General features: G+C 60.9%; 14 protein-coding genes. 2 read left to right on the top strand and 12 right to left on the bottom strand.

Translation table 11 applies throughout. From position 1 onward, the window contains the following. Window positions 1-40: 40 nt before the first annotated feature. Genes M5G17_RS01785 through M5G17_RS01795 form a run of 3 tightly spaced genes read right to left on the bottom strand, consistent with a single transcriptional unit; the run spans window position 41 to window position 5,243 of the window. A complete protein-coding gene (locus M5G17_RS01785) occupies window positions 41-3,088 on the bottom strand; it encodes an efflux RND transporter permease subunit (RefSeq protein ID WP_273891302.1) in 3,048 nt (1,015 codons plus the stop codon). After that, window positions 3,085-4,155, bottom strand: a complete 1,071-nt coding sequence (locus M5G17_RS01790; protein WP_273891303.1) for an efflux RND transporter periplasmic adaptor subunit — start codon at window positions 4,153-4,155, stop codon at window positions 3,085-3,087. Before M5G17_RS01790 ends, M5G17_RS01785 begins: the two co-directional genes overlap by 4 nt. Beyond that, the gene (locus M5G17_RS01795) at window positions 4,152-5,243 is read right to left on the bottom strand and encodes an efflux RND transporter periplasmic adaptor subunit (RefSeq protein ID WP_273891304.1); all 1,092 of its coding nucleotides are present in this window, start codon (window positions 5,241-5,243) and stop codon (window positions 4,152-4,154) included. The genes M5G17_RS01790 and M5G17_RS01795 overlap by 4 nt, the downstream gene beginning before the upstream one ends. A 144-nt stretch (window positions 5,244-5,387) precedes the next feature. On the opposite strand from M5G17_RS01795, the gene M5G17_RS01800 reads away from it, so the two are divergent. Then, window positions 5,388-6,548 carry an AAA family ATPase gene (locus tag M5G17_RS01800; protein ID WP_273891305.1) on the top strand — a complete coding sequence of 387 codons (1,161 nt, stop codon included), beginning with the start codon at window positions 5,388-5,390 and terminating at the stop codon, window positions 6,546-6,548. Window positions 6,549-6,645: 97 nt separating this feature from the next. On the opposite strand, the gene M5G17_RS01805 is transcribed toward M5G17_RS01800, so the two are convergent. From M5G17_RS01805 to M5G17_RS01835, 7 genes are all read right to left on the bottom strand, one after another. Continuing rightward, entirely contained in the window at window positions 6,646-7,536 is an 891-nt protein-coding gene (locus M5G17_RS01805) for an ABC transporter permease subunit (protein ID WP_130261928.1), read from the bottom strand. After that, window positions 7,533-8,453, bottom strand: a complete 921-nt coding sequence (locus tag M5G17_RS01810) for an ABC transporter permease subunit (protein ID WP_130261929.1) — start codon at window positions 8,451-8,453, stop codon at window positions 7,533-7,535. Before M5G17_RS01810 ends, M5G17_RS01805 begins: the two co-directional genes overlap by 4 nt. Further along, entirely contained in the window at window positions 8,450-9,592 is a 1,143-nt protein-coding gene (locus M5G17_RS01815; protein ID WP_273891306.1) for an ABC transporter ATP-binding protein, read from the bottom strand. Before M5G17_RS01815 ends, M5G17_RS01810 begins: the two co-directional genes overlap by 4 nt. 59 nt (window positions 9,593-9,651) lie before the next feature. Continuing rightward, complete coding sequence (locus M5G17_RS01820; protein ID WP_273891307.1) at window positions 9,652-10,746, bottom strand: polyamine ABC transporter substrate-binding protein; 1,095 nt, start codon at window positions 10,744-10,746, stop codon at window positions 9,652-9,654. 163 nt (window positions 10,747-10,909) lie between these two features. After that, window positions 10,910-12,007 carry a polyamine ABC transporter substrate-binding protein gene (locus M5G17_RS01825; RefSeq protein ID WP_273891308.1) on the bottom strand — a complete coding sequence of 366 codons (1,098 nt, stop codon included), beginning with the start codon at window positions 12,005-12,007 and terminating at the stop codon, window positions 10,910-10,912. Window positions 12,008-12,175: 168 nt separating this feature from the next. Continuing rightward, window positions 12,176-13,534: an aspartate aminotransferase family protein gene (locus tag M5G17_RS01830; RefSeq protein WP_273891309.1), complete on the bottom strand. Its 1,359-nt coding sequence runs from the start codon at window positions 13,532-13,534 to the stop codon at window positions 12,176-12,178. A 47-nt stretch (window positions 13,535-13,581) separates the two neighbouring features. Then, window positions 13,582-14,940, bottom strand: coding sequence for a glutamine synthetase family protein (locus M5G17_RS01835; protein WP_273891310.1), 1,359 nt, complete (start codon window positions 14,938-14,940; stop codon window positions 13,582-13,584). A gap of 605 nt (window positions 14,941-15,545) precedes the next feature. Between M5G17_RS01835 and M5G17_RS01840 the strand changes: the two genes are divergently transcribed. Continuing rightward, the gene (locus M5G17_RS01840) at window positions 15,546-16,922 is read left to right on the top strand and encodes a glutamine synthetase family protein (protein WP_130261935.1); all 1,377 of its coding nucleotides are present in this window, start codon (window positions 15,546-15,548) and stop codon (window positions 16,920-16,922) included. 69 nt (window positions 16,923-16,991) lie between these two features. On the opposite strand, the gene argA is transcribed toward M5G17_RS01840, so the two are convergent. Next, window positions 16,992-18,290 carry an amino-acid N-acetyltransferase gene (argA, locus tag M5G17_RS01845; RefSeq protein ID WP_130261936.1) on the bottom strand — a complete coding sequence of 433 codons (1,299 nt, stop codon included), beginning with the start codon at window positions 18,288-18,290 and terminating at the stop codon, window positions 16,992-16,994. 115 nt (window positions 18,291-18,405) lie between these two features. Next, a complete protein-coding gene (gene argE / locus M5G17_RS01850) occupies window positions 18,406-19,563 on the bottom strand; it encodes an acetylornithine deacetylase (RefSeq protein WP_273891311.1) in 1,158 nt (385 codons plus the stop codon). Between the last annotated feature and the right edge of the window lie 18 nt (window positions 19,564-19,581).

The following is a 19,581-nucleotide window of genomic DNA, read 5'->3' on the forward strand; positions in this document are numbered from 1 at the left end:
TGCAGATCCTGTGGGAGCTGGCTTGCCGGCGATAGCGTATTCATTGGCGCTGCGGCTCGCGGATCTTGTACCAGGCCACATACAGTGCCGGCAGGAACAGCAAGGTCAGCAAGGTGGCGATGATAATCCCGCCGATCATGGCGTAGGCCATCGGCCCCCAGAACACTTCGCGGGCAATCGGGATCATGCCCAGGCTCGCTGCTGCCGCGGTCAGCAGGATCGGTCGACGGCGGTGGTTGGTGGCTTCCAGCACCGCCGCCCAGGGCGAGTAACCCTGGGCTTCGTACTCTTCGATCTGGGTCACCAGGATCACCGAGTTGCGGATGATGATGCCGATCAGCGCAAGAATCCCCAGGATCGCCACAAAGCCCATGGGCGTCCCGGTTGGCACCAACGCCAGGACCACGCCAATAAGACCCAGCGGCGCGACGCTTGCGACCAGGAACAACTTCTGCACACTGTGCAACTGGAGCATCAGGAACGTGCCCATGAGGAAGAACATCAGCGGCAACACTTTGGCAATCGGCCCCTGGGCCTTGCCGCTGGCCTCCACCGTACCGCCGGTTTCCACCGAGTAACCCACCGGCAACTTGCTGGCGAAGTCATCGATCTGCGGTTTGAGCTCGCGGACCAGGTCTGTCGGCTGGATATCGCCACGCACGGCAGCCTTGATGGTAATCGTCGGTTTGCGGTCGCGCCGCCAGACCAGGGGCTGTTCCATCTCGTAGCGCACAGTGGCGAACGCCAGTAGCGGAATCGAGGTGCCATTGGGCGTGACGATCTGCAGGTTCTGCAGCGTTTGCGGCGAGCTGCGCTCACTGTCTTCGGCACGGGCAACGACGTTGATCAGGTAAATGTTGTCGCTCACCTCGGTCACTGGCATGCCGCTGACGATGCTGTTCATGACGTTGGCCACGTCCTCGGACGACAAGCCAAGCTGGCGAGCCTTGTCCTGGGCGATCTCGACCCGCAATACCTTGCCTGGCTCGTTCCAGTCGTAAATCATCTGGCCGACATTGTCGTTGCTGTCGAGCAGTGTCGCCAAGGCAATAGCATGCTTGCGCACTTGATCGATGTCCTTGCCGCTGACCCGATACTGGATGGGTAGCCCTACCGGCGGCCCCATTTCCAGCGACTGGACGTTTGTGCCGATGCCGACAAAGTCCTCGCGCAGCCGTTGCTGCAAGCGTTTGATCAGGACCTCGCGGGCCTCGAAGCTTTTACTGACGATCACTAACTGAGCGTAGTAAGGGTTCTGCAGTTGCTGGTCCAGCGGCAGGTAGAAGCGAATCGCCCCCTGGCCGATGTAGCTGCTCCAGCGCACGATATCCGGGTCGCCCTTGAGCGTCGCCTCCAGCCGATCCACCGCCTTGCGGGTTTCCGCGATCGAGGCGTTTTGCGGCAGGTTGAGGTCGACGAGAATCTCGGGGCGATCCGAAGAGGGAAAGAACTGGTTCTGCACAAAGCGCATACAGAACAATGCCAAGACGAACAGCAACACGGTACCGATGATGGTCAGCCAACGATGGCGCATGCACCACAGCAAACTGTGTTCGAACGCCTTGCCGACACGGCCCGGCTCCTGGTCATGGGCTTTGACCTTGGTACTGAGGATATGCACGCCCAACACCGGCGCGAACATCACCGCCACCACCCAGGACACCAGCAAGGCTGCGGCGATCACCGCGAACAGGGTGTAGGTGTACTCCCCCGCCGAACTGGCATTGAGGCCGATGGGAACAAAACCTGCGACGGTTACCAGAGTGCCGGTAAGCATCGGGAACGCGGTCGAGGTGTAGGCAAAAGTCGCTGCCTGCTCCTTGCTTTCGCCCATCTCCAGGCGCGTGACCATCACCTCCACGGTGATCATCGCATCGTCGACCAGCAGGCCCAGGGCAATGATCAGCGCCCCCAGGGAGATGCGCTGCATGGTGATGCCGCTGTACTCCATGAAGATGAACACCATGGCCAACACCAGCGGAATCGAACAGGCCACCACCAGACCTGCACGCACACCCAGGCTGACAAAACTCACCACCAGCACGATGATCACCGCCTCGAACAAGGCACTGGTGAATCCGCCCACCGCCTCTTCGACCACCACCGCCTGGTCAGAAACAGTGTGCACCCCGACACCCACCGGCAATTCGCTGGTCACCCGCTTCATCATTTCGTGCAGATGGGCGCCGAATGCCTGAATGTTGCCACCCGCCTTCATACCGATGGCCAGACCGATAGCGGGCTCGCCGTTGTAACGAAACATCGGCGACGGCGGGTCGACATAGCCGCGCTGGATCTCGGCGATATCGGCCAGGCGGAAAAAGCGGTCATTGATGCGCAGGTTGACGGTTTCCAGGTCCTTTTCCGAGGCGAACTGGCCACTGGTGCGCACCGAAACACGTTCCGGCCCGGCCTCGATAACGCCGGCCGGCGTCACTGCGTTCTGGGTCTGCAGGGCTTGCAGTACCTGACGCTGGTCAATGCCGAGCGACGCCAGCTTGCGTGTGGAAAAATTCAAGTACAGCACTTCGTCCTGGGTGCCAATCATCTCCACCTTGCCCAAGTTCGGCACTTCACGGATCTCGGCGCGCACTTGCTCGACATAGTCGCGCAACTGGCGCATGTTCAAGCCGTCGGCGGTAAAGGCATAAATCGACCCGTACACATCCCCGAACTCGTCGTTGAAGCCCGGCCCCTGAACACCCTGGGGAAACTGGCCACGAATGTCCTGGATCTTCTTGCGTACCTGGTACCAGATCTCGGGAATGCTTTTGGACGGGGTGGTATCGAGCAGGTTGACGTAGACCGTCGATTCACCGGGGCGGGTGTAGCTTTTTACATAGTCGAGCGAGTCCAGCTCTTCGAGCTTCTTTTCAATGCGGTCGGTAATCTGGTTCAGGGTTTCTTCCTGAGTCGCCCCCGGCCAGCGGGTCTGTATGACCATGGTCTTGATGGTGAACGAAGGGTCTTCCTCTCGACCCAGGTTCATGTAGGAGATCACGCCCATCAGCAAGCCGACGAACATCAGATACCAGACAAAGGATTGGTGCTTCAGCGCCCATTCCGAGAGGTTGAAGCTTCCTTTCATTGCGCATCTTCCTCGTCGACTATGACCTTCTGGCCCGGTTTCAGGGTATTCACACCTGCGGTTACCACACGGTCACCTGCCTGCACACCCGAACTCAGCACGATGCTGTCAAAGGAGCGCTCCAACAGCTTCACCTTGCGAGTGGCAACCGTGCTTTGCTGCGGGTCGACCACCCATACCCGGGTCTGCCCATCGCTCTCGAGCAAGGCTGAAGCCGGTAGTTCGGTGCGCGGCGACATCATCGAGGTCAGGGTGACGCTGATTGCAGTGCCCAGGTAAAACGCTGGCGGTGTTTGCGTCAGGGTCAGCCGTGCACGGCGAGTCCGGGTGGCGGCATCGGCCTGGGGTTCAAGCTCGCGCAAGGTGGCGGTGGTGCTGATGTTGGGCTCCAGTTGCGAGGCAACCTGAAACGTCAGCTCAGGGGTCAGCTGTTCGGCCAGGTGGGTTGGCAGGTCGATCACGGCCTCTTTGATGTCCGGCCGGGCCAGGGTGACCACCGCCTGCCCGGCGCTGACGGTCTGCCCGGCTTCAGCCTGCCAGTTGGTGACCACGGCCCCATGGTCAACGCGCAGTTCGCTATAGCCCAACTGGTCGCGCGCCTGGTCCACCGCCGCGCGTGCCTGCTCAAGGGCGGCGGTGGTGGTTTTCAGGTCGGTCTGGGCGATGTCCAGTTGCGCCTGAGCCCCCACGCCACGGTCGTACAATTGCTGTTGGCGACGCGCACTGGCCTGGGCATTGATCCACTGGGCCTGGACCTTGGCCAGGTCGCCTTCGGCGGCGCGCAACTGGTTACGCTGATCGGTCGGGTCGAGGCTGGCGAGCACGTCACCCGGCTTGACCTGGCTGCCGACATCCACCCAGCGCCGGGCAATCCGACCGGCCACGCGAAAACCCAGGGTGCTCTCGTAACGCGCCTGGATGCTGCCAGCAAAGCGACCAAGGTTGGCCTGGACCTGCGGCTCGACGATCATCGACAGCACCGGACGGACTGGTTCGGGCGCTGCGGCCTGCTGTTCGCAGCCGGTAAGCAACAACACGCTGCATAGGCCGAGAGTCAGGGTTTTCATTGGGCCACCCCGCTGTCCTTGCTTGCGGCGATTTCCACCTGCATGCCCGGGTTGAGCAGCTGCCCACCTGCAACAACCACCGTTTCACCCCCCTTGAGGCCCTCGCCGACCACCACCTTGCCGGTGAGGTAGCGAATGACCTTGACCTGCTGCAGGCTGACTTTGTTGCCCTCGCCCACCACCCACACTGCCGGCTCATGCAGGGCCTTGGTCAGGGCCGACCAGGGCAACTCGATGCTTGGCTTGCCCTGAGCACTGCCGCTGGCGGTGACTGCCGAGCCCAGCTCCATGCCAGCGGGAACTTCATCCAGAGCGATCTTGACCTGCACGGTGCCACTTTTTGCCGAGACCGTCGGGGTCACTTCACGCACATGCCCCCGCGCCTGGACCTTGGGGTTGTCCACCAGGCTGACGGTGATCGCTTTCTTGCTCGGCTCAGCCATCAGCAACGACTCGTACACATTGAACACCGCATCGCGTTCACCATCGCGGGCCAGGCTGAAGATCGGCACCGTGGCCTGAACCACCTGGCCGACTTCGGCCTGACGCTCGGTAATCACCCCGTCCGCCTCGGCCACCAGCGCGGTGTAGCTCAATTGATCGCGGGCATTGGCCAACTGTGCCTGGGCGGCTTTCAAGGCGCTCTGGCTACTGCGCAGGGCGGCTTCGGCGGAATCGTATTCGCTCTGGCTGGTATAGCCCTTGGGCAACAGCTTCTGCTGGCGGACGAAGGCGGCGGCGCTCTGGGTCACCCGCGCCTGTTCGGCGAAGACCTCGGCCTTGGCCGAATCGACAGTGGTCTGCAGGTCCTTGGGGTCAAGCCTGGCCAGGACCTGGTTGGCCTTGATGTGATCGCCGACATCGACGCTGCGAGAAATGATCTTGCCGCCCACGCGAAAGGACAGGTCGGTCTGCACCCGCGCCTGGACATCACCTGTCAGGGTCACCGAAGCGCCGAAATCACTGGGCTGTACACGTTGCACGCCAACCCTGGGCAGTTCGATTTCAGCGGTTTTTTTCTCACCGCACCCGGTCAGCAGCAGTAACCCCCCCAGACAGGCAAGCGATAAAGGACGCAACACCCTCATGCAGGCTCCTTGCATGTGCCAGATCTAATTAGGAATGCGAGTGTTAGCGTAGATCAGGGTTTCCTTGATCGCTTGTCGGCATACACAATTCGTCCATTGCGCCGATTCGGCGATACTGCCCTCTTTGCCTGAATGGACGCTGCCATGCTGACCACCCTGGCTGTCACCAACTACCGCTCGATCAATCATCTGGTACTACCGCTGGCACGCCTGAATGTCATCACCGGGCCCAACGGCAGTGGCAAGTCCAACCTGTACAAGGCCTTGCGCCTGCTCGCCGAAACCGCGCAAGGCGGCGTGGTCAATGCGCTGGCGGCGGAGGGCGGGCTGGACTCAACGTTCTGGGCCGGCCCCGAGCAGATCAGCCGACGCATGAGCAACGGCGAAGTCGCCATCCAGGGCGGCCCGCGCCAGAACGCACGGCGCTTGCGCCTGGGCTTTACTGACGAAGAGTTCGGTTACGCCATTGGCCTGGGCTTGCCGGAGCCGAGCAAATCACGTTTTGCCCTCGACCCGCAGATCAAGCGCGAAAGCATCTGGGCAGGCCCGCTGTACCGCCCGGCCAGCCTGCTGGTGGATCGCCAGGGGCCGATGGTCAAGGTTCGCGAAGGACGGCAATGGGAGGTGCAAGCGCAGCACACGCCAAACTTCGACAGCCTGTTCGACCAAGTTGGCAACCTGCGCTCTTCGCCCGAAGTGTTGCTGCTGCGCGAGCGCATTCGCGGCTGGCGCTTCTACGATCACTTTCGCACCGACCGTGAAGCCCCGGCCCGGCGCCGGCAACTGGGTACGCGCACACCAGTGCTGCACCACGACGGCCGCGACCTGGCCGCTGCGCTACAGACGATTATCGAGATTGGCGACCCGGACGCCTTGCAAGCGACCATCGCTGATGCCTTCCCCGGCGCGCGCCTGGAAATCGATGCAGTGCCCGGTGGGGCGTTCGGCGTCTTGTTCTATCAAGAGGGTTTGTTGCGCCCACTCAGTGCTGCCGAGCTTTCGGACGGCACCTTGCGCTACCTGCTGCTGGTCGCCGCGCTGCTGACCCCAAGGCCGCCAACCATGATGGTGCTGAACGAGCCGGAAACCAGCTTGCACCCGGACTTGTTGCCAGCGCTGGCACGCTTGATCATCCGCGCGTCGGAGCAGTGTCAGGTATGGGTGGTGTCACATGCACGACGCTTGGTGGCGGCGCTGGAGCAGGATGCGACCTGCAACTCGATCGTACTGGAGAAGGTGCTGGGACAGACCCGCATTGCCGGTCAGGGGATGCTGGACGAGCCGGCCTGGCACTGGCCGGAGTAAAAACCAGAAGGCCCCATCGCTGGCAAGCCAGCTCCCACAGGGCCTGCTTGACACAGAACCTGTGGGAGCCGGCTTGCCGGCGATGAGGCCCGTCAGATCACGCCGAAACCGGCGTCGGCGCGCGACGCACGTCCGGTTGTTTCCACGAGTCGGCAGCGCTTTCTTCGATCGCCTGCTGAATCGCCCGGCGACGACGCTCTTCGGCCTGGCGGCTGAAGTACCAGACCATGAAGGTCACCAGCGACACGCTGAGCAGGATCAGGCTGGCCACCGCGTTGATTTCCGGCTTCACGCCCAGACGCACGGCAGAGAAGACTTCCATCGGCAGGGTGGTCGAGCCCGGGCCGGAGACGAAGCTGGCCAGTACCAGGTCATCCAGCGACAGGGCAAAGGACATCATCCCGCCCGCCGCCAGGGACGGTGCGATCATCGGAATGGTGATCAGGAAGAACACCTTCCATGGCCGTGCACCGAGGTCCATGGCCGCTTCTTCGATCGACAGGTCCAGCTCACGCAAGCGCGCCGATACCACCACCGCCACATAGGCTGCGCAGAAGGTGGTGTGGGCGATCCAGATGGTGACGATACCGCGCTCCTGCGGCCAGCCGATCATCTGCGCCATGGCCACGAACAACAGCAACAGCGACAGGCCAGTGATCACCTCGGGCATGACCAATGGCGCAGTGACCAGGCCACCGAACAGGGTACGGCCCTTGAAACGCGTGACCCGGGTCAGCACGAAGGCTGCCAGGGTACCCAGCGCCACCGCGGCGATCGCCGTGTAGCAGGCGATCTCCAGCGAGCGCATCACCGAGCCCATCAACTGGGTGTTGTCGAGCAGGCCGACGTACCACTTCACCGACCAGCCGCCCCACACCGTCACAAGCTTGGAGGCGTTGAACGAGTAAATCACCAGGATCAACATGGGCAGGTAGATGAACAGCAGACCCAGGACCAACATCAATTTGGAGAAACTGAAACGCTTCATGCCCTGCCCTCCATCTCTTTGGCCTGACTACGGTTGAACAGCAGGATCGGTACGATCAGGATCGCCAGCATCACTACCGCCAGGGCAGAGGCCACCGGCCAGTCACGGTTGTTGAAGAACTCTTGCCAGAGCACTTTACCGATCATCAGGGTTTCCGGGCCGCCGAGCAGCTCAGGAATGACGAACTCACCCACCACCGGAATGAACACCAGCATGCAGCCGGCGATGATGCCGTTCTTCGACAGCGGCACGGTGATTTTCCAGAAACTGTTGAAGGTGCTCGAACCCAGGTCCGAAGCCGCCTCAAGCAAGCTTTGATCATGCTTCACCAGGTTGGCGTAGAGCGGCAGGATCATGAACGGCAGGTACGAATAGACCACGCCGATATACACCGCAAGGTTGGTGTTGAGGATCTGCAAGGGCTGATCGATCAGGCCCAGCCACATCAGGAAGGCATTGAGCAGGCCGTTGTTGCTGAGGATGCCCATCCAGGCATACACGCGAATCAGGATCGCCGTCCAGGTCGGCATCATGATCAGCAGCAACAGCACGGTCTGGGATTCCTTGCGCGCATTGGCAATGGCGTAGGCCATCGGATAGCCGATCAGCAGGCACAGCAGCGTGCTGAAGAAGGCCATCTTCAACGAGCCCAGGTATGCCGAGATGTACAGCTCGTCCTCGGTCAACAGGCCATAGTTGGCCAGGTTGAGCACTACTTGCAGCTTGTCTTCGACGTAGCTGTAGATCTCTGTGTACGGCGGGATCGCCACATCGGCTTCAGCGAAGCTGATCTTCAGGACGATGAAGAACGGCAGCATGAAGAACAGGAACAGCCAGATGAACGGCACGCCGATCACCAGATGGCGCCCCTCGGGCTTTATTCGGTTGAAGGCTCGCTTGAGCTTGCGCGCGTTCATGACCGCAATACCACGCCGCTGTCATCCTCCCACCAGACATAAACCTGGTCATCCCAGGTCGGCCGGGTGCCCTGGCGCTCGGCGTTGGCGACGAACGACTGGACGATCTTGCCGCCAGGCAGTTCGACGTAGAACACCGAATGGCCGCCCAGATAAGCGATGTCGTGCACTTTGCCGCGCGACCAGTTGTGCTCGCAGGTCGGCTGCTCGGTGGTCACCAGCAGTTTTTCCGGACGCAGGGCGTAGGTGATGCGCTTGTCTTCCACCGAGGTGGTGACACCGTGGCCAACATAAATACGCCGCTCAAGCTCGGGGCTTGCGATCACCGCGTGGCCTTCCGCGTCGTCGACCACTTCGCCTTCGAACAGGTTGACGTTACCGATGAACTCGCAGACCAGGCGGCTGGTCGGGGTTTCATAGATGTCGATCGGGCTGCCGATCTGGGCGATCCAGCCCAGGTGCATGATGGCGATGCGCTGGGCCATGGTCATGGCCTCTTCCTGGTCGTGGGTCACCATCACGCAGGTCACGCCGACCCGCTCGATGATCTCCACCAACTCCAGTTGCATCTGCGAACGCAGCTTCTTGTCCAGCGCGCCCATCGGCTCATCGAGCAGCAGCAGTTTGGGCCGCTTGGCCAGCGAGCGGGCCAGGGCCACACGCTGACGCTGGCCACCGGAGAGCTGGTGCGGCTTACGCTTGGCGTACTGGCTCATGTGCACCAGTTTGAGCATCTCGGCCACGCGGGCGTCGATCTCGGACTTGGGCATGCGGTCCTGCTGCAGGCCGAAGGCGATGTTCTGGGCCACGGTCATGTGCGGGAACAGCGCGTACGACTGGAACATCATGTTGATCGGCCGCTCGTAGGGCGGCATATCAGTGATGTCTACACCATCGAGGAAGATACGCCCCTCGGTTGGTCGTTCGAAGCCGGCGAGCATGCGCAGCAAGGTGGATTTACCCGAACCCGAGCCACCGAGCAGGGCGAAGATCTCGCCCTTCTTGATTTCCAGGGACACATCGTCCACGGCGACCGTTTCGTCGAACTTTTTCGTGACCCGGTCGATTTTGACCAGCACCTGTTTAGGTTGCTGGTCGCCCTCGAGGGCTTTCTTATAGGCACCGGAGGCAACTGCCATTTGTGAAACTCCCAACAAGATTTTTTGCGCCCGCCCCTGCCGTGACGGACCCTGGATTTTTACTTGCCCGACTTGACCTTGGTCCAGCTACGGGTCATCAACCGTTGCACCTTGGGAGGTAGCTCGGAGTTGACGTACAACTTGTCCAGCACTTCTTGCGGTGGGTAAACCGCTGCGTCGGTTCGCACGCTCTGCTCCATCAGATCGCCAGCCTTGGGGTTCGGGTTGGCATAACCGACGTAATCACTGACCTGAGCAATCACCTCAGGCTTCAGCAAATAGTTGATGAAGGCGTGAGCCTCTTTGACATTTTTGGAATCCTTGGGGATCGCCAGCATGTCGAACCAGAGGTTGCCGCCCTCCTTGGGAATCGCATAGGCCACCTGTACGCCCTTGCCAGCTTCTTCGGCGCGGGACTTGGCCTGGAATACATCGCCGGAGAAACCGGCGGCCACGCAGATGTCGCCGTTGGCCAGGTCCGAGATGTATTTGGATGAGTGGAAATAGGTCACGTAAGGACGCACGGCCAGGAGTTTCTTCTCGGCGTCGGCATAGTCATTGGGGTTGGTACTGTTAGGGTCGCGGCCCATGTAATTGAGCACCGCCGGGAGCATCTCGTCGGCCGAGTCGAGGAAAGCGACCCCGCACTTGGAGAGTTTCTTGATGTTCTCCGGCTCGAACAGCATGGCCCAGGAATCGATCTTGTCGGTACCCAGCGCCGCCTTCACCTTCTCGACGTTGTAGCCGATGCCATTGGTGCCCCACAGGTAGGGGACAGCGTACTGGTTACCCGGATCGTTCTTGTTCAGGCGCTCCATCAGCGCCGGGTCGAGGTTGGCATAATTTGGCAGCAGCGCCTTGTCGAGCTTCTGGAACGCGCCCGCCTTGATCTGCTTGCCGAGAAAATGGTTGGACGGCACGACCACGTCATAACCGGTACGACCGGCCAGCAGCTTGCCTTCCAGGGTTTCGTTGGAATCGAAGACATCCTGCACCGGCTTGATGCCAGTGGCTTTTTCGAAGTCCGCAAGGGTGGTCTGACCGATGTAGTCGGACCAGTTATAAATGTGCACCGTGGGCGCCGCTTGGACGCTGATCGCCAGCGTCAGACCCGCTCCAGCCAACATGGCCTTGCGAAATACAGAAATAGACAAGTGGGAGGTCCTCTACAAAAGTGCTCGAGTCATACGGCAGAAATCCCTACCGGACTAGCAAACCGGCGCGCAACTTACCTTCGATACACATATACCGCAAAAACAAATTGCCACTTTTAGCGTCCTGAGGCGTGATTTGCACCACGCCCCGGGTCAATCGGGCTTATTTGCCCGATTTGATCTTGGTCCAGCTGCGAGTGATCAAGCGCAGCGTGGCGGCGTCCAGGTCACTGATCGCGTACAGTTGCTTCTTCACTGCATCCGAAGGATAGATGCTTGGGTCGCTGGTAATGTCCTTGTCTACCAGCGGCGTAGAAGCCTTGTTACCGTTCGGGAAACGTACGGCATTGGTGATCTCGGCCATGATTTCCGGCTGCATCAGGAAGTCCATGAACTTATAGGCGGCGTCGACGTTGGTGGCATCTTTTGGAATGGCAACCATGTCATAGAAAGTACCGGCGCCTTCTTTCGGAATGGTGTAGGCCAGCTTGACCTTGTCACCGGCCTCTTTGGCCCGTGCCTTGGACTGCTCCAGGTCACCCGAATAACCCACGGCCACGCAGATGTTGCCATTGGCCAGGTCCGAGATGTACTTGGAGGAGTGGAAGTAGCCGATCGACGGACGGACCTTCATGAACAGGTCTTCGGCTGCTTTGAGGTCAGCTTTGTCTTTACTGTTGGTCGGCTTGCCCAGGTAGTGCAGCGCCGCCGGGATCATTTCGGTCGGGGCATCGAGGAAGCTCACGCCGCAGCTCTTGAGCTTGGCGATGTTCTCAGGCTTGAACACCACGTCCCAGGAATCGATCTTGTCGACGCCCAGCGCCGCCTTGACCTTCTCAGGGTTATAACCGATGCCGATGGAGCCCCACATGTACGGGAACGCATGCTTGTTGCCCGGGTCGCTGGCATCGCCAACGGCCTTGAGCAAGTCTTCGTCGAGGTTCTTCCAGTTTGCCAGCTTGGAGCGGTCCAGCTCCTGGTAGACGCCGGCCTTGATCTGCTTGGCCAGGAAGTTGTTCGACGGAATGACCACGTCGTAGCCGGACTTGCCGGCCAGCAGTTTGGCTTCCAGGGTTTCGTTACTGTCGAAGACGTCGTAAACGACCTTGATGCCACTTTGCTTTTCGAACTTAGCGACGGTATCCGGCGCGATGTAGTCAGACCAGTTGTAAACGTGAACAACCTTGTCATCCGCTTGAACAGCACTGGCCATGGCGCCCATCAGGGACATAGCCAACAACGTCTTGCCCAATTTCTTCATGCGTAATGCTCCAGAATTTTTATTTAGCCATCTGTTCAGCGGCCGGCTTATTCGGCGCAAGCTCCGAGCGACTGAAACAGCCGCTAGTCTGGCAAGTTACAAGGCGCTCTTTCAACAAAAGAGGCACCTTGAAACTCATTGATGCCATTACGCTAGCCTAGCACTTGGCTAGTTCAGTGCTTCGAGCGTCAAGTCCAGGCATTTGCGCGCCTTTTCCACCAGCTCGTCGATCTCTGCGTGGCTGATCACCAGCGGCGGAGCGATGATCATGGTGTCGCCCACGGCGCGCATGATCAGGCCGTTGTCGAAGCAGTGCTGGCGGCAGATCATGCCGGCGCCCTGACCTTCGTAACGGGCGCGGGTAGCCTTGTCCTTGACCAGCTCGATAGCACCGAGCATGCCCAGGCCGCGGACTTCACCCACCAGCGGGTGATCGCCCAGCTCCCGCAGACGCTTTTGCAAATACGGTGCCGTTTCTGCGTGAACACGCTCGATGATCTTCTCGTCGCGCAGAATCCGCAGGTTTTCCAGGCCCACCGCTGCCGCCACCGGGTGACCGGAGTAGGTGAAGCCGTGGTTGAAGTCGCCGCCTTCGCTGAGCACCTTGGCCACTTCGTCACGCACGATCACACCGCCCATGGGGATGTAACCGGAGGTAAGGCCTTTGGCGATGGTCATCAAGTCAGGTTTGAGGTCGTAATAATCGGAACCGAACCACTCGCCGGTGCGACCAAAGCCACAGATCACTTCGTCGGCGATGAACAGGATCTCGTACTTGGCGAGGATTTCCTTGATCTTCGGCCAGTAGCTGTCTGGCGGAATGATCACGCCGCCTGCACCCTGGATCGGCTCGGCGATAAAGGCCGCGACCTTGTCTTCGCCGACTTCGAGGATTTTCTTTTCCAACTGCTCGGCTGCCCACACGCCGAACGCGTCCGGGGTCATATCGCCGCCTTCACCGAACCAGTACGGCTGCGGGATATGCTCGATGCCCGGCAGCGTGCCGGCTTGATCATGCATGCCTTTCATACCACCCAGGGCGGCGCCGGCCACGGTGGAACCGTGGTAACCGTTGAGGCGGCCAATGATCACCTGCTTCTGCGGCTTGCCCTTGAGCGCCCAGTAATGGCGGACCATGCGCAGGTTGGTGTCGTTGCCTTCAGAACCGGAACCGGTGAAGAACACATGGGTCATGCCTTCTGGCGCCACGGCGCAAACTGCCTTGGCCAGCTCCAGTGCCGGTGGGTGTGCAGTCTGGAAGAACAGGTTGTAGTACGGCAGCTCGCGCATCTGTTCGGCAGCCACCTTAACCAGTTCTTCACGACCGTAACCGACCGCCACGCACCACAGGCCCGCCATGCCGTCGAGGATCTTGTTGCCCTCGCTGTCCCACAGGTGCACGCCCTCGGCTTTGGTGATGATCCGCGGCCCCTTCTCTTTCAGCTGTTTATAGTCACTGAAAGGTGCCAGGTGGTGCTCACTGCTAAGGGTTTGCCACTCACGGGTTTGCGGGTTGTTGACGCTCATGTGCTTCTCCGTTTGTTGACGGCCGCGGTCCTGCGGCTCCGGGTTAGTCAGACCGCAAACAGCAGGAACTCTCGTTCCCAGGAGCTGATTACGCGTTTGAAGTTTTCATGCTCGGCGCGTTTGGTGGCGACGTAGCCTGCAATGAATTTCTTGCCCAGGTAGGGTTCCAGTGCCTTGCAGTTCTCCATGCGCTCCAGAGCGTCCTCGATGGTCAGTGGCAGGCGCAGGTTGCGCCGCTCGTAACCACGGCCCTGGACCGGCGCGCTTGGCTTGAGGCCTTCGACCATGCCGATATAGCCGCACAGCAGGCTGGCGGCGATCGCCAGGTACGGGTTGGCGTCGGCGCCTGGCAAGCGGTTCTCGACCCGGCGGTTCTGCGGGCCGGCATCCGGTACGCGCAGGCCGACGGTGCGGTTCTCCTCGCCCCACTCGACGTTCACTGGCGCCGAAGTGTCGGGCAAGAAGCGGCGGAACGAGTTGACGTTCGGCGCGAACAGCGGCAGCACCACCGGGATGAACTTCTGCAGACCGCCGATGTGATTAAGGAACAGCTCGCTCATACGCCCATCTTCATCAGAGAAGATGTTCTTGCCGGTATGCACGTCGATGACGCTCTGGTGCAGGTGCATGGCACTGCCCGGCTCGCCGGTCATCGGCTTGGCCATAAAGGTAGCGGCGACGTTATGTTTGAGCGCGGCCTCACGCATGGTGCGCTTGAACACCAGGATCTGGTCGGCCAGCGCCAGGGCATTGCCGTGACGGAAGTTGATTTCCATCTGCGCCGTGCCGTCTTCGTGGATCAGCGTGTCGAGGTCCAGGTTCTGCAGCTCGCACCAGTCGTAGACGTCCTCGAACAGCGGGTCAAATTCGTTGGCGGCTTCAATGGAGAACGACTGCCGGCCGGTTTCCGGACGCCCGGAGCGGCCGATCGGCGGCTGCAGGGGGAAGTCCGGGTCTTCGCAGCGCTTGGTCAGGTAGAACTCCATTTCAGGCGCCACGATCGGCTGCCAGCCCTTGTCGGCGTAGAGCTTCAGAACCTTCTTGAGCACGTTGCGCGGTGACAGCTCGACCGGGTTGCCCTGCTTGTCGTAGGTGTCGTGGATCACCTGGGCGGTCGGCTCGACAGCCCAGGGCACGAGAAACACCGCGTTCTCGTCGGGGCGGCAGATCATGTCGATGTCAGCCGGGTCGAGCAGTTCGTAATAGATGTCGTCATCGACATAGTCGCCGGTCACGGTCTGCAGCAAAACGCTCTCGGGCAGGCGCATGCCTTTTTCGGCGATGAACTTGTTGGTCGGCGAGATCTTGCCACGGGTGATACCGGTGAGGTCGCTGATCAGACACTCGACTTCGGTGATCTTGTGTTCTTTCAACCAATCGGTGAGCTGGTCGAGGTTGCTACTCATAAATACCTCAGGAGGTAAATGTCTGGACAGACGTCAGGACGACACCCGGAGTGGGCCGTCCCAGACATTCTGGATGCCCCACCAAGCGAAAGCAAAAGTCAGGCGCAGGGAGAGCGCAACGGGCAATTCCCGCAAGGCTGACGAGCCCGCTATAGTGATGGCAGAGGTCATTCGAAGAGGCGTCGGCAGCAGGCAGGACGCCCAGGCCGTCAATTATTTCAGCCGGGGCGCAAGGTGCTGGCGCATGGCGCAAGCCACCCGCGAGGAACGCGTGCACACCGTTCTGTGAACGGCGGGCGATGATGCCGGTTGTCGGCAGGCGTGACATGTAACCCCCGGTATTATTGGTGTTATGGGTTGCCACCGAGCTTAGCCTTGTTCATTTTTTTACACAACACCCCCGTAAAAAATAGAACACGGCCCGCTCAAGATCGCCGTTACCGTACGAAAGCAGCCCTTGTCGGCGCCCTCAATTGCAGCAAAAATGCCGCTTGAGGGCCATTTTAGGGCATCATGGGGTTGGCTTGACTTCAGCAAGGCTTTCCGATTGACTGAACCTGCAAGCCCACATTGATTGATATTTTTAACAACAAAGGTGTTGCATCATGTCGGTACCCCCGCGTGCCGTTCAGCTTAACGAAGCGAACGCGTTCCTTAAGGAACATCCTGAGGTTCTCTACGTTGACCTTCTGATTGCAGATATGAATGGTGTGGTGCGCGGCAAGCGCATCGAGCGCACCAGCCTCCACAAGGTTTACGAGAAAGGCATCAACCTGCCGGCCTCCCTCTTCGCCCTGGATATCAACGGTTCGACCGTCGAAAGCACCGGCCTTGGCCTGGACATCGGCGATGCCGACCGCATCTGCTATCCGATCCCCGATACCCTGTGCAATGAACCTTGGCAGAAGCGCCCCACCGCGCAGCTGCTGATGACCATGCACGAGCTCGAAGGCGCGCCCTTCTTCGCCGACCCGCGAGAGGTTCTGCGCCAGGTCGTGAGCAAGTTCGACGAACTGGGCCTGACCATCTGCGCCGCATTCGAGCTTGAGTTCTACCTGATCGACCAGGAGAACGTGAACGGCCGTCCGCAGCCGCCGCGCTCACCCATTTCCGGCAAGCGCCCGATCTCGACCCAGGTCTACCTGATCGACGACCTCGACGAGTACGTCGACTGCCTGCAGGACATCCTCGAAGGTGCCAAAGAGCAAGGCATTCCAGCCGATGCGATCGTCAAGGAAAGTGCCCCGGCGCAGTTCGAAGTGAACCTGCACCACGTCGCCGACCCGATCAAGGCCTGTGACTACGCGGTACTGCTCAAGCGTTTGATCAAGAACATCGCCTACGACCATGAAATGGACACCACCTTCATGGCCAAGCCGTATCCAGGCCAGGCGGGTAATGGTCTGCACGTGCATATCTCGGTGCTGGACAAAGATGGCAAGAACATCTTCACCAGCGAGGATCCCGAGCAGAACGCCGCATTGCGTCACGCGATCGGCGGTGTGCTCGAGACCCTGCCAGCGTCAATGGCGTTCCTCTGCCCGAACGTCAACTCGTACCGCCGTTTTGGTGCCCAGTTCTATGTACCTAACTCGCCAAGTTGGGGCCTGGACAACCGTACCGTGGCCCTGCGCGTACCAACCGGCTCCCCGGACGCCGTACGCATCGAGCACCGCGTAGCCGGTGCCGACGCCAACCCGTACCTGCTGATGGCCGCTGTGCTGGCTGGCGTTCACCACGGTCTGACCAACAAGGTCGACCCGGGCGAACCGACCGAAGGCAACTCCTACGAGCAGAACGAGCAGAGCCTGCCGAACAACTTGCGTGATGCACTGCGTGAGCTGGACGACAGCGAGATCATGGCCAAGTACATCGATCCGAAATACATCGATATCTTCGTGGCCTGCAAAGAAAGCGAGCTGGAGGAGTTCGAACACTCCATCTCCGACCTTGAGTACAACTGGTATCTGCATACCGTTTGATGCTCTTTTCGCGGGGCAAGCCCGCTCCCACAGCGGTTGTCTGTAGGAGCGGGCTTGCCCCGCGAAGCTTCACAAGGCCTTTTCGAAGATCTTCGAGTTACGCTGGTAGTTGTACAGCGATGCCCGCGCCGCCGGCAGCCGCTCGACCCCACTGGGCACGAAACCGCGCTCACGGAACCAGTGCGCCGTCCGGGTCGTCAGCACGAACAGGGTATTGAGCCCCATCTCCCGTGCCCGCGCCTCGATACGCTCGAGCAGTTCATCGCCGCGACCACCGTGGCGATACTCGGGGTTGACCGCCAGACACGCCAACTCGCCAGACTCGGAATCGGCAATCGGGTAAAGCGCCGCACAGGCGATGATCATGCCTTCGCGCTCGACCACGCTGAACTGTTCGATCTCACGCTCCAGCACCTCGCGCGAACGACGCACCAGGATGCCTTGCTCTTCCAGCGGGCTGATCAGGTCCAGCAAGCCACCGACATCCTCGATCGCCGCCTCGCGCACCTTCTCGAACTGCTCCTGGGCCACCAGGGTACCGCCACCATCACGGGTGAACAGCTCGGTGAGCAAGGCACCGTCTTCGGCATAACTGACGATATGGCTGCGCGCCACACCACCACGGCAGGCTTCGGCGGCGGCATCCAGCAGTTCACCCTGGTAGTCGCTACCCAAGCGCTGCAAATGCGCTGGTACCTGCTGCGGACGCAGCTCACGTACCAGACGGCCCTGCTCGTCGAGCAAGCCGCGCTCAGCGCCGAACAGCAGCAGCTTGTCGGCATTGAGCTCGATCGCAGCGCGGGTGGCGACGTCTTCACAGGCCAGGTTGAAAATCTCGCCGGTTGGCGAATAGCCCAGCGGCGACAGCAAGACAATGGAGCGCTCATCGAGCAGGCGATTGATACCTTTGCGGTCGACCCGGCGCACCTCGCCAGTGTGGTGGTAGTCAACACCTTCAACCACGCCGATCGGCCGGGCGGTGACCAGGTTGCCAGCGGCCACGCGCAGGCGCGAGCCCTGCATTGGCGAGGCGGCCATGTCCATCGACAGGCGCGCCTCGATAGCGATGCGCAGGTGGCCGACGGCGTCGATCACGCATTCCAAGGTGGCAGCATCGGTGATGCGCATGCCCCGGTGGTAGTGCGGGGTCAGGCCGCGATAAGCCAGGCGGCTTTCGATCTGCGGGCGCGAACCATGGACCAGCACCAGGCGTACGCCAAGGCTGTGCAGCAGCACCAGGTCGTGGACGATATTGCCGAAGTTGGGGTGCTCGACCCCATCGCCGGGGAGCATGACCACGAAGGTGCAATCGCGGTGGGCGTTGATGTAAGGCGAAGCGTGACGCAGCCAATTGACGTATTCGGGCATAACCGGAGAGCCTGTAGAAAATAGGGACAAGAACGGGAAAGCACACAGCGCTCGAAGGGTTATCGTCGGAACAGGCTTGGCGTCACGCGCAATCTCCTCTGCAAAACGGTTCAGCTCAGCGGGCAATTACCGGGCTGAGGCAATAATGTTCGATCAACTCACGCAATAGACGCACAGTAGGCTGCAAGCGTGACATTTCAAGGTACTCGCCCGGCTGGTGGGCACAGGCGATGTCGCCAGGGCCGAGCACCAGGGTCTCGCAACCCAGGCGCTGAAGATAAGGCGCTTCGGTGCCAAAGGCTACCGCTTCGGCGCGATGCCCGGTAAGACGTTCGGCTACCCGTACCAGTTCGGCATCGGCGGCTTGCTCGAACGGCGGCACCTCGGGGAACAACGGCGCGTAGTCGATACGCACCTGATGTCGCTCGGCCAGCGGCGCCAGTTTGTGACGAATGGCACTGCGCAACACTTCCGGATCCATGCCTGGCAGCGGGCGCAAGTCGAACTCCAGCGCGCACTGGCCGCAGATGCGGTTGGGGTTGTCGCCGCCATGGATGCAACCGAAGTTCATCGTCGGCTGCGGCACGCTGAACTGGGCATTGTTGTACTCCTGCTGCCATTGCCGGCGCAGGCCCATCAGCTCGCCCATGACCTGATGCATGGCTTCCAGGGCGCTATGGCCCAGGCTCGGGTCAGACGAATGGCCACTGCGCCCAAGGATATCGATGCGCTCCATCATCACCCCTTTGTGCAGGCGGATCGGCTTGAGCCCGGTCGGCTCACCGATAACCGCCGCACGGCCCAGGGGCCTGCCGGCCTCGGCCAGGGCGCGGGCACCGGCCATCGAACTTTCCTCGTCACAGGTGGCGAGAATCAGCAGGGGTTGCTTGAAGTCGTGCTCAAGCAACGGCTGCACGGCTTCGATGACCAGGGCAAAAAAACCCTTCATATCGCAGCTGCCCAGGCCCACCCAGCGCCCGTCGACCTCGGTCAGCTTGAGCGGGTCGGTCTGCCACAACTGGGGATCGTACGGCACCGTATCGCTATGCCCGGCCAGCACCAGCCCGCCCGGGCCACTGCCGTAGCTTGCCAGCAGGTTGAACTTGCCCGGGGTGACCTGCTGGATGTCGCAGGCAAACCCCAGATCCCCCAGCCAGCCGGCCAGCAGGTCGATCACCGCACGGTTGGACTGATCCAGCGACGGCTGGGTACAACTGACCGATGGCGCGGCGATCAGGGCGGCGAACTGCTCTTTGAGCGATGGCAACGGCATGCGCTTTCTCCTTGGGCG

This window comes from Pseudomonas rubra (assembly GCF_028656935.1).
Classification (GTDB): Bacteria; Pseudomonadota; Gammaproteobacteria; order Pseudomonadales; family Pseudomonadaceae; genus Aquipseudomonas; species Aquipseudomonas rubra.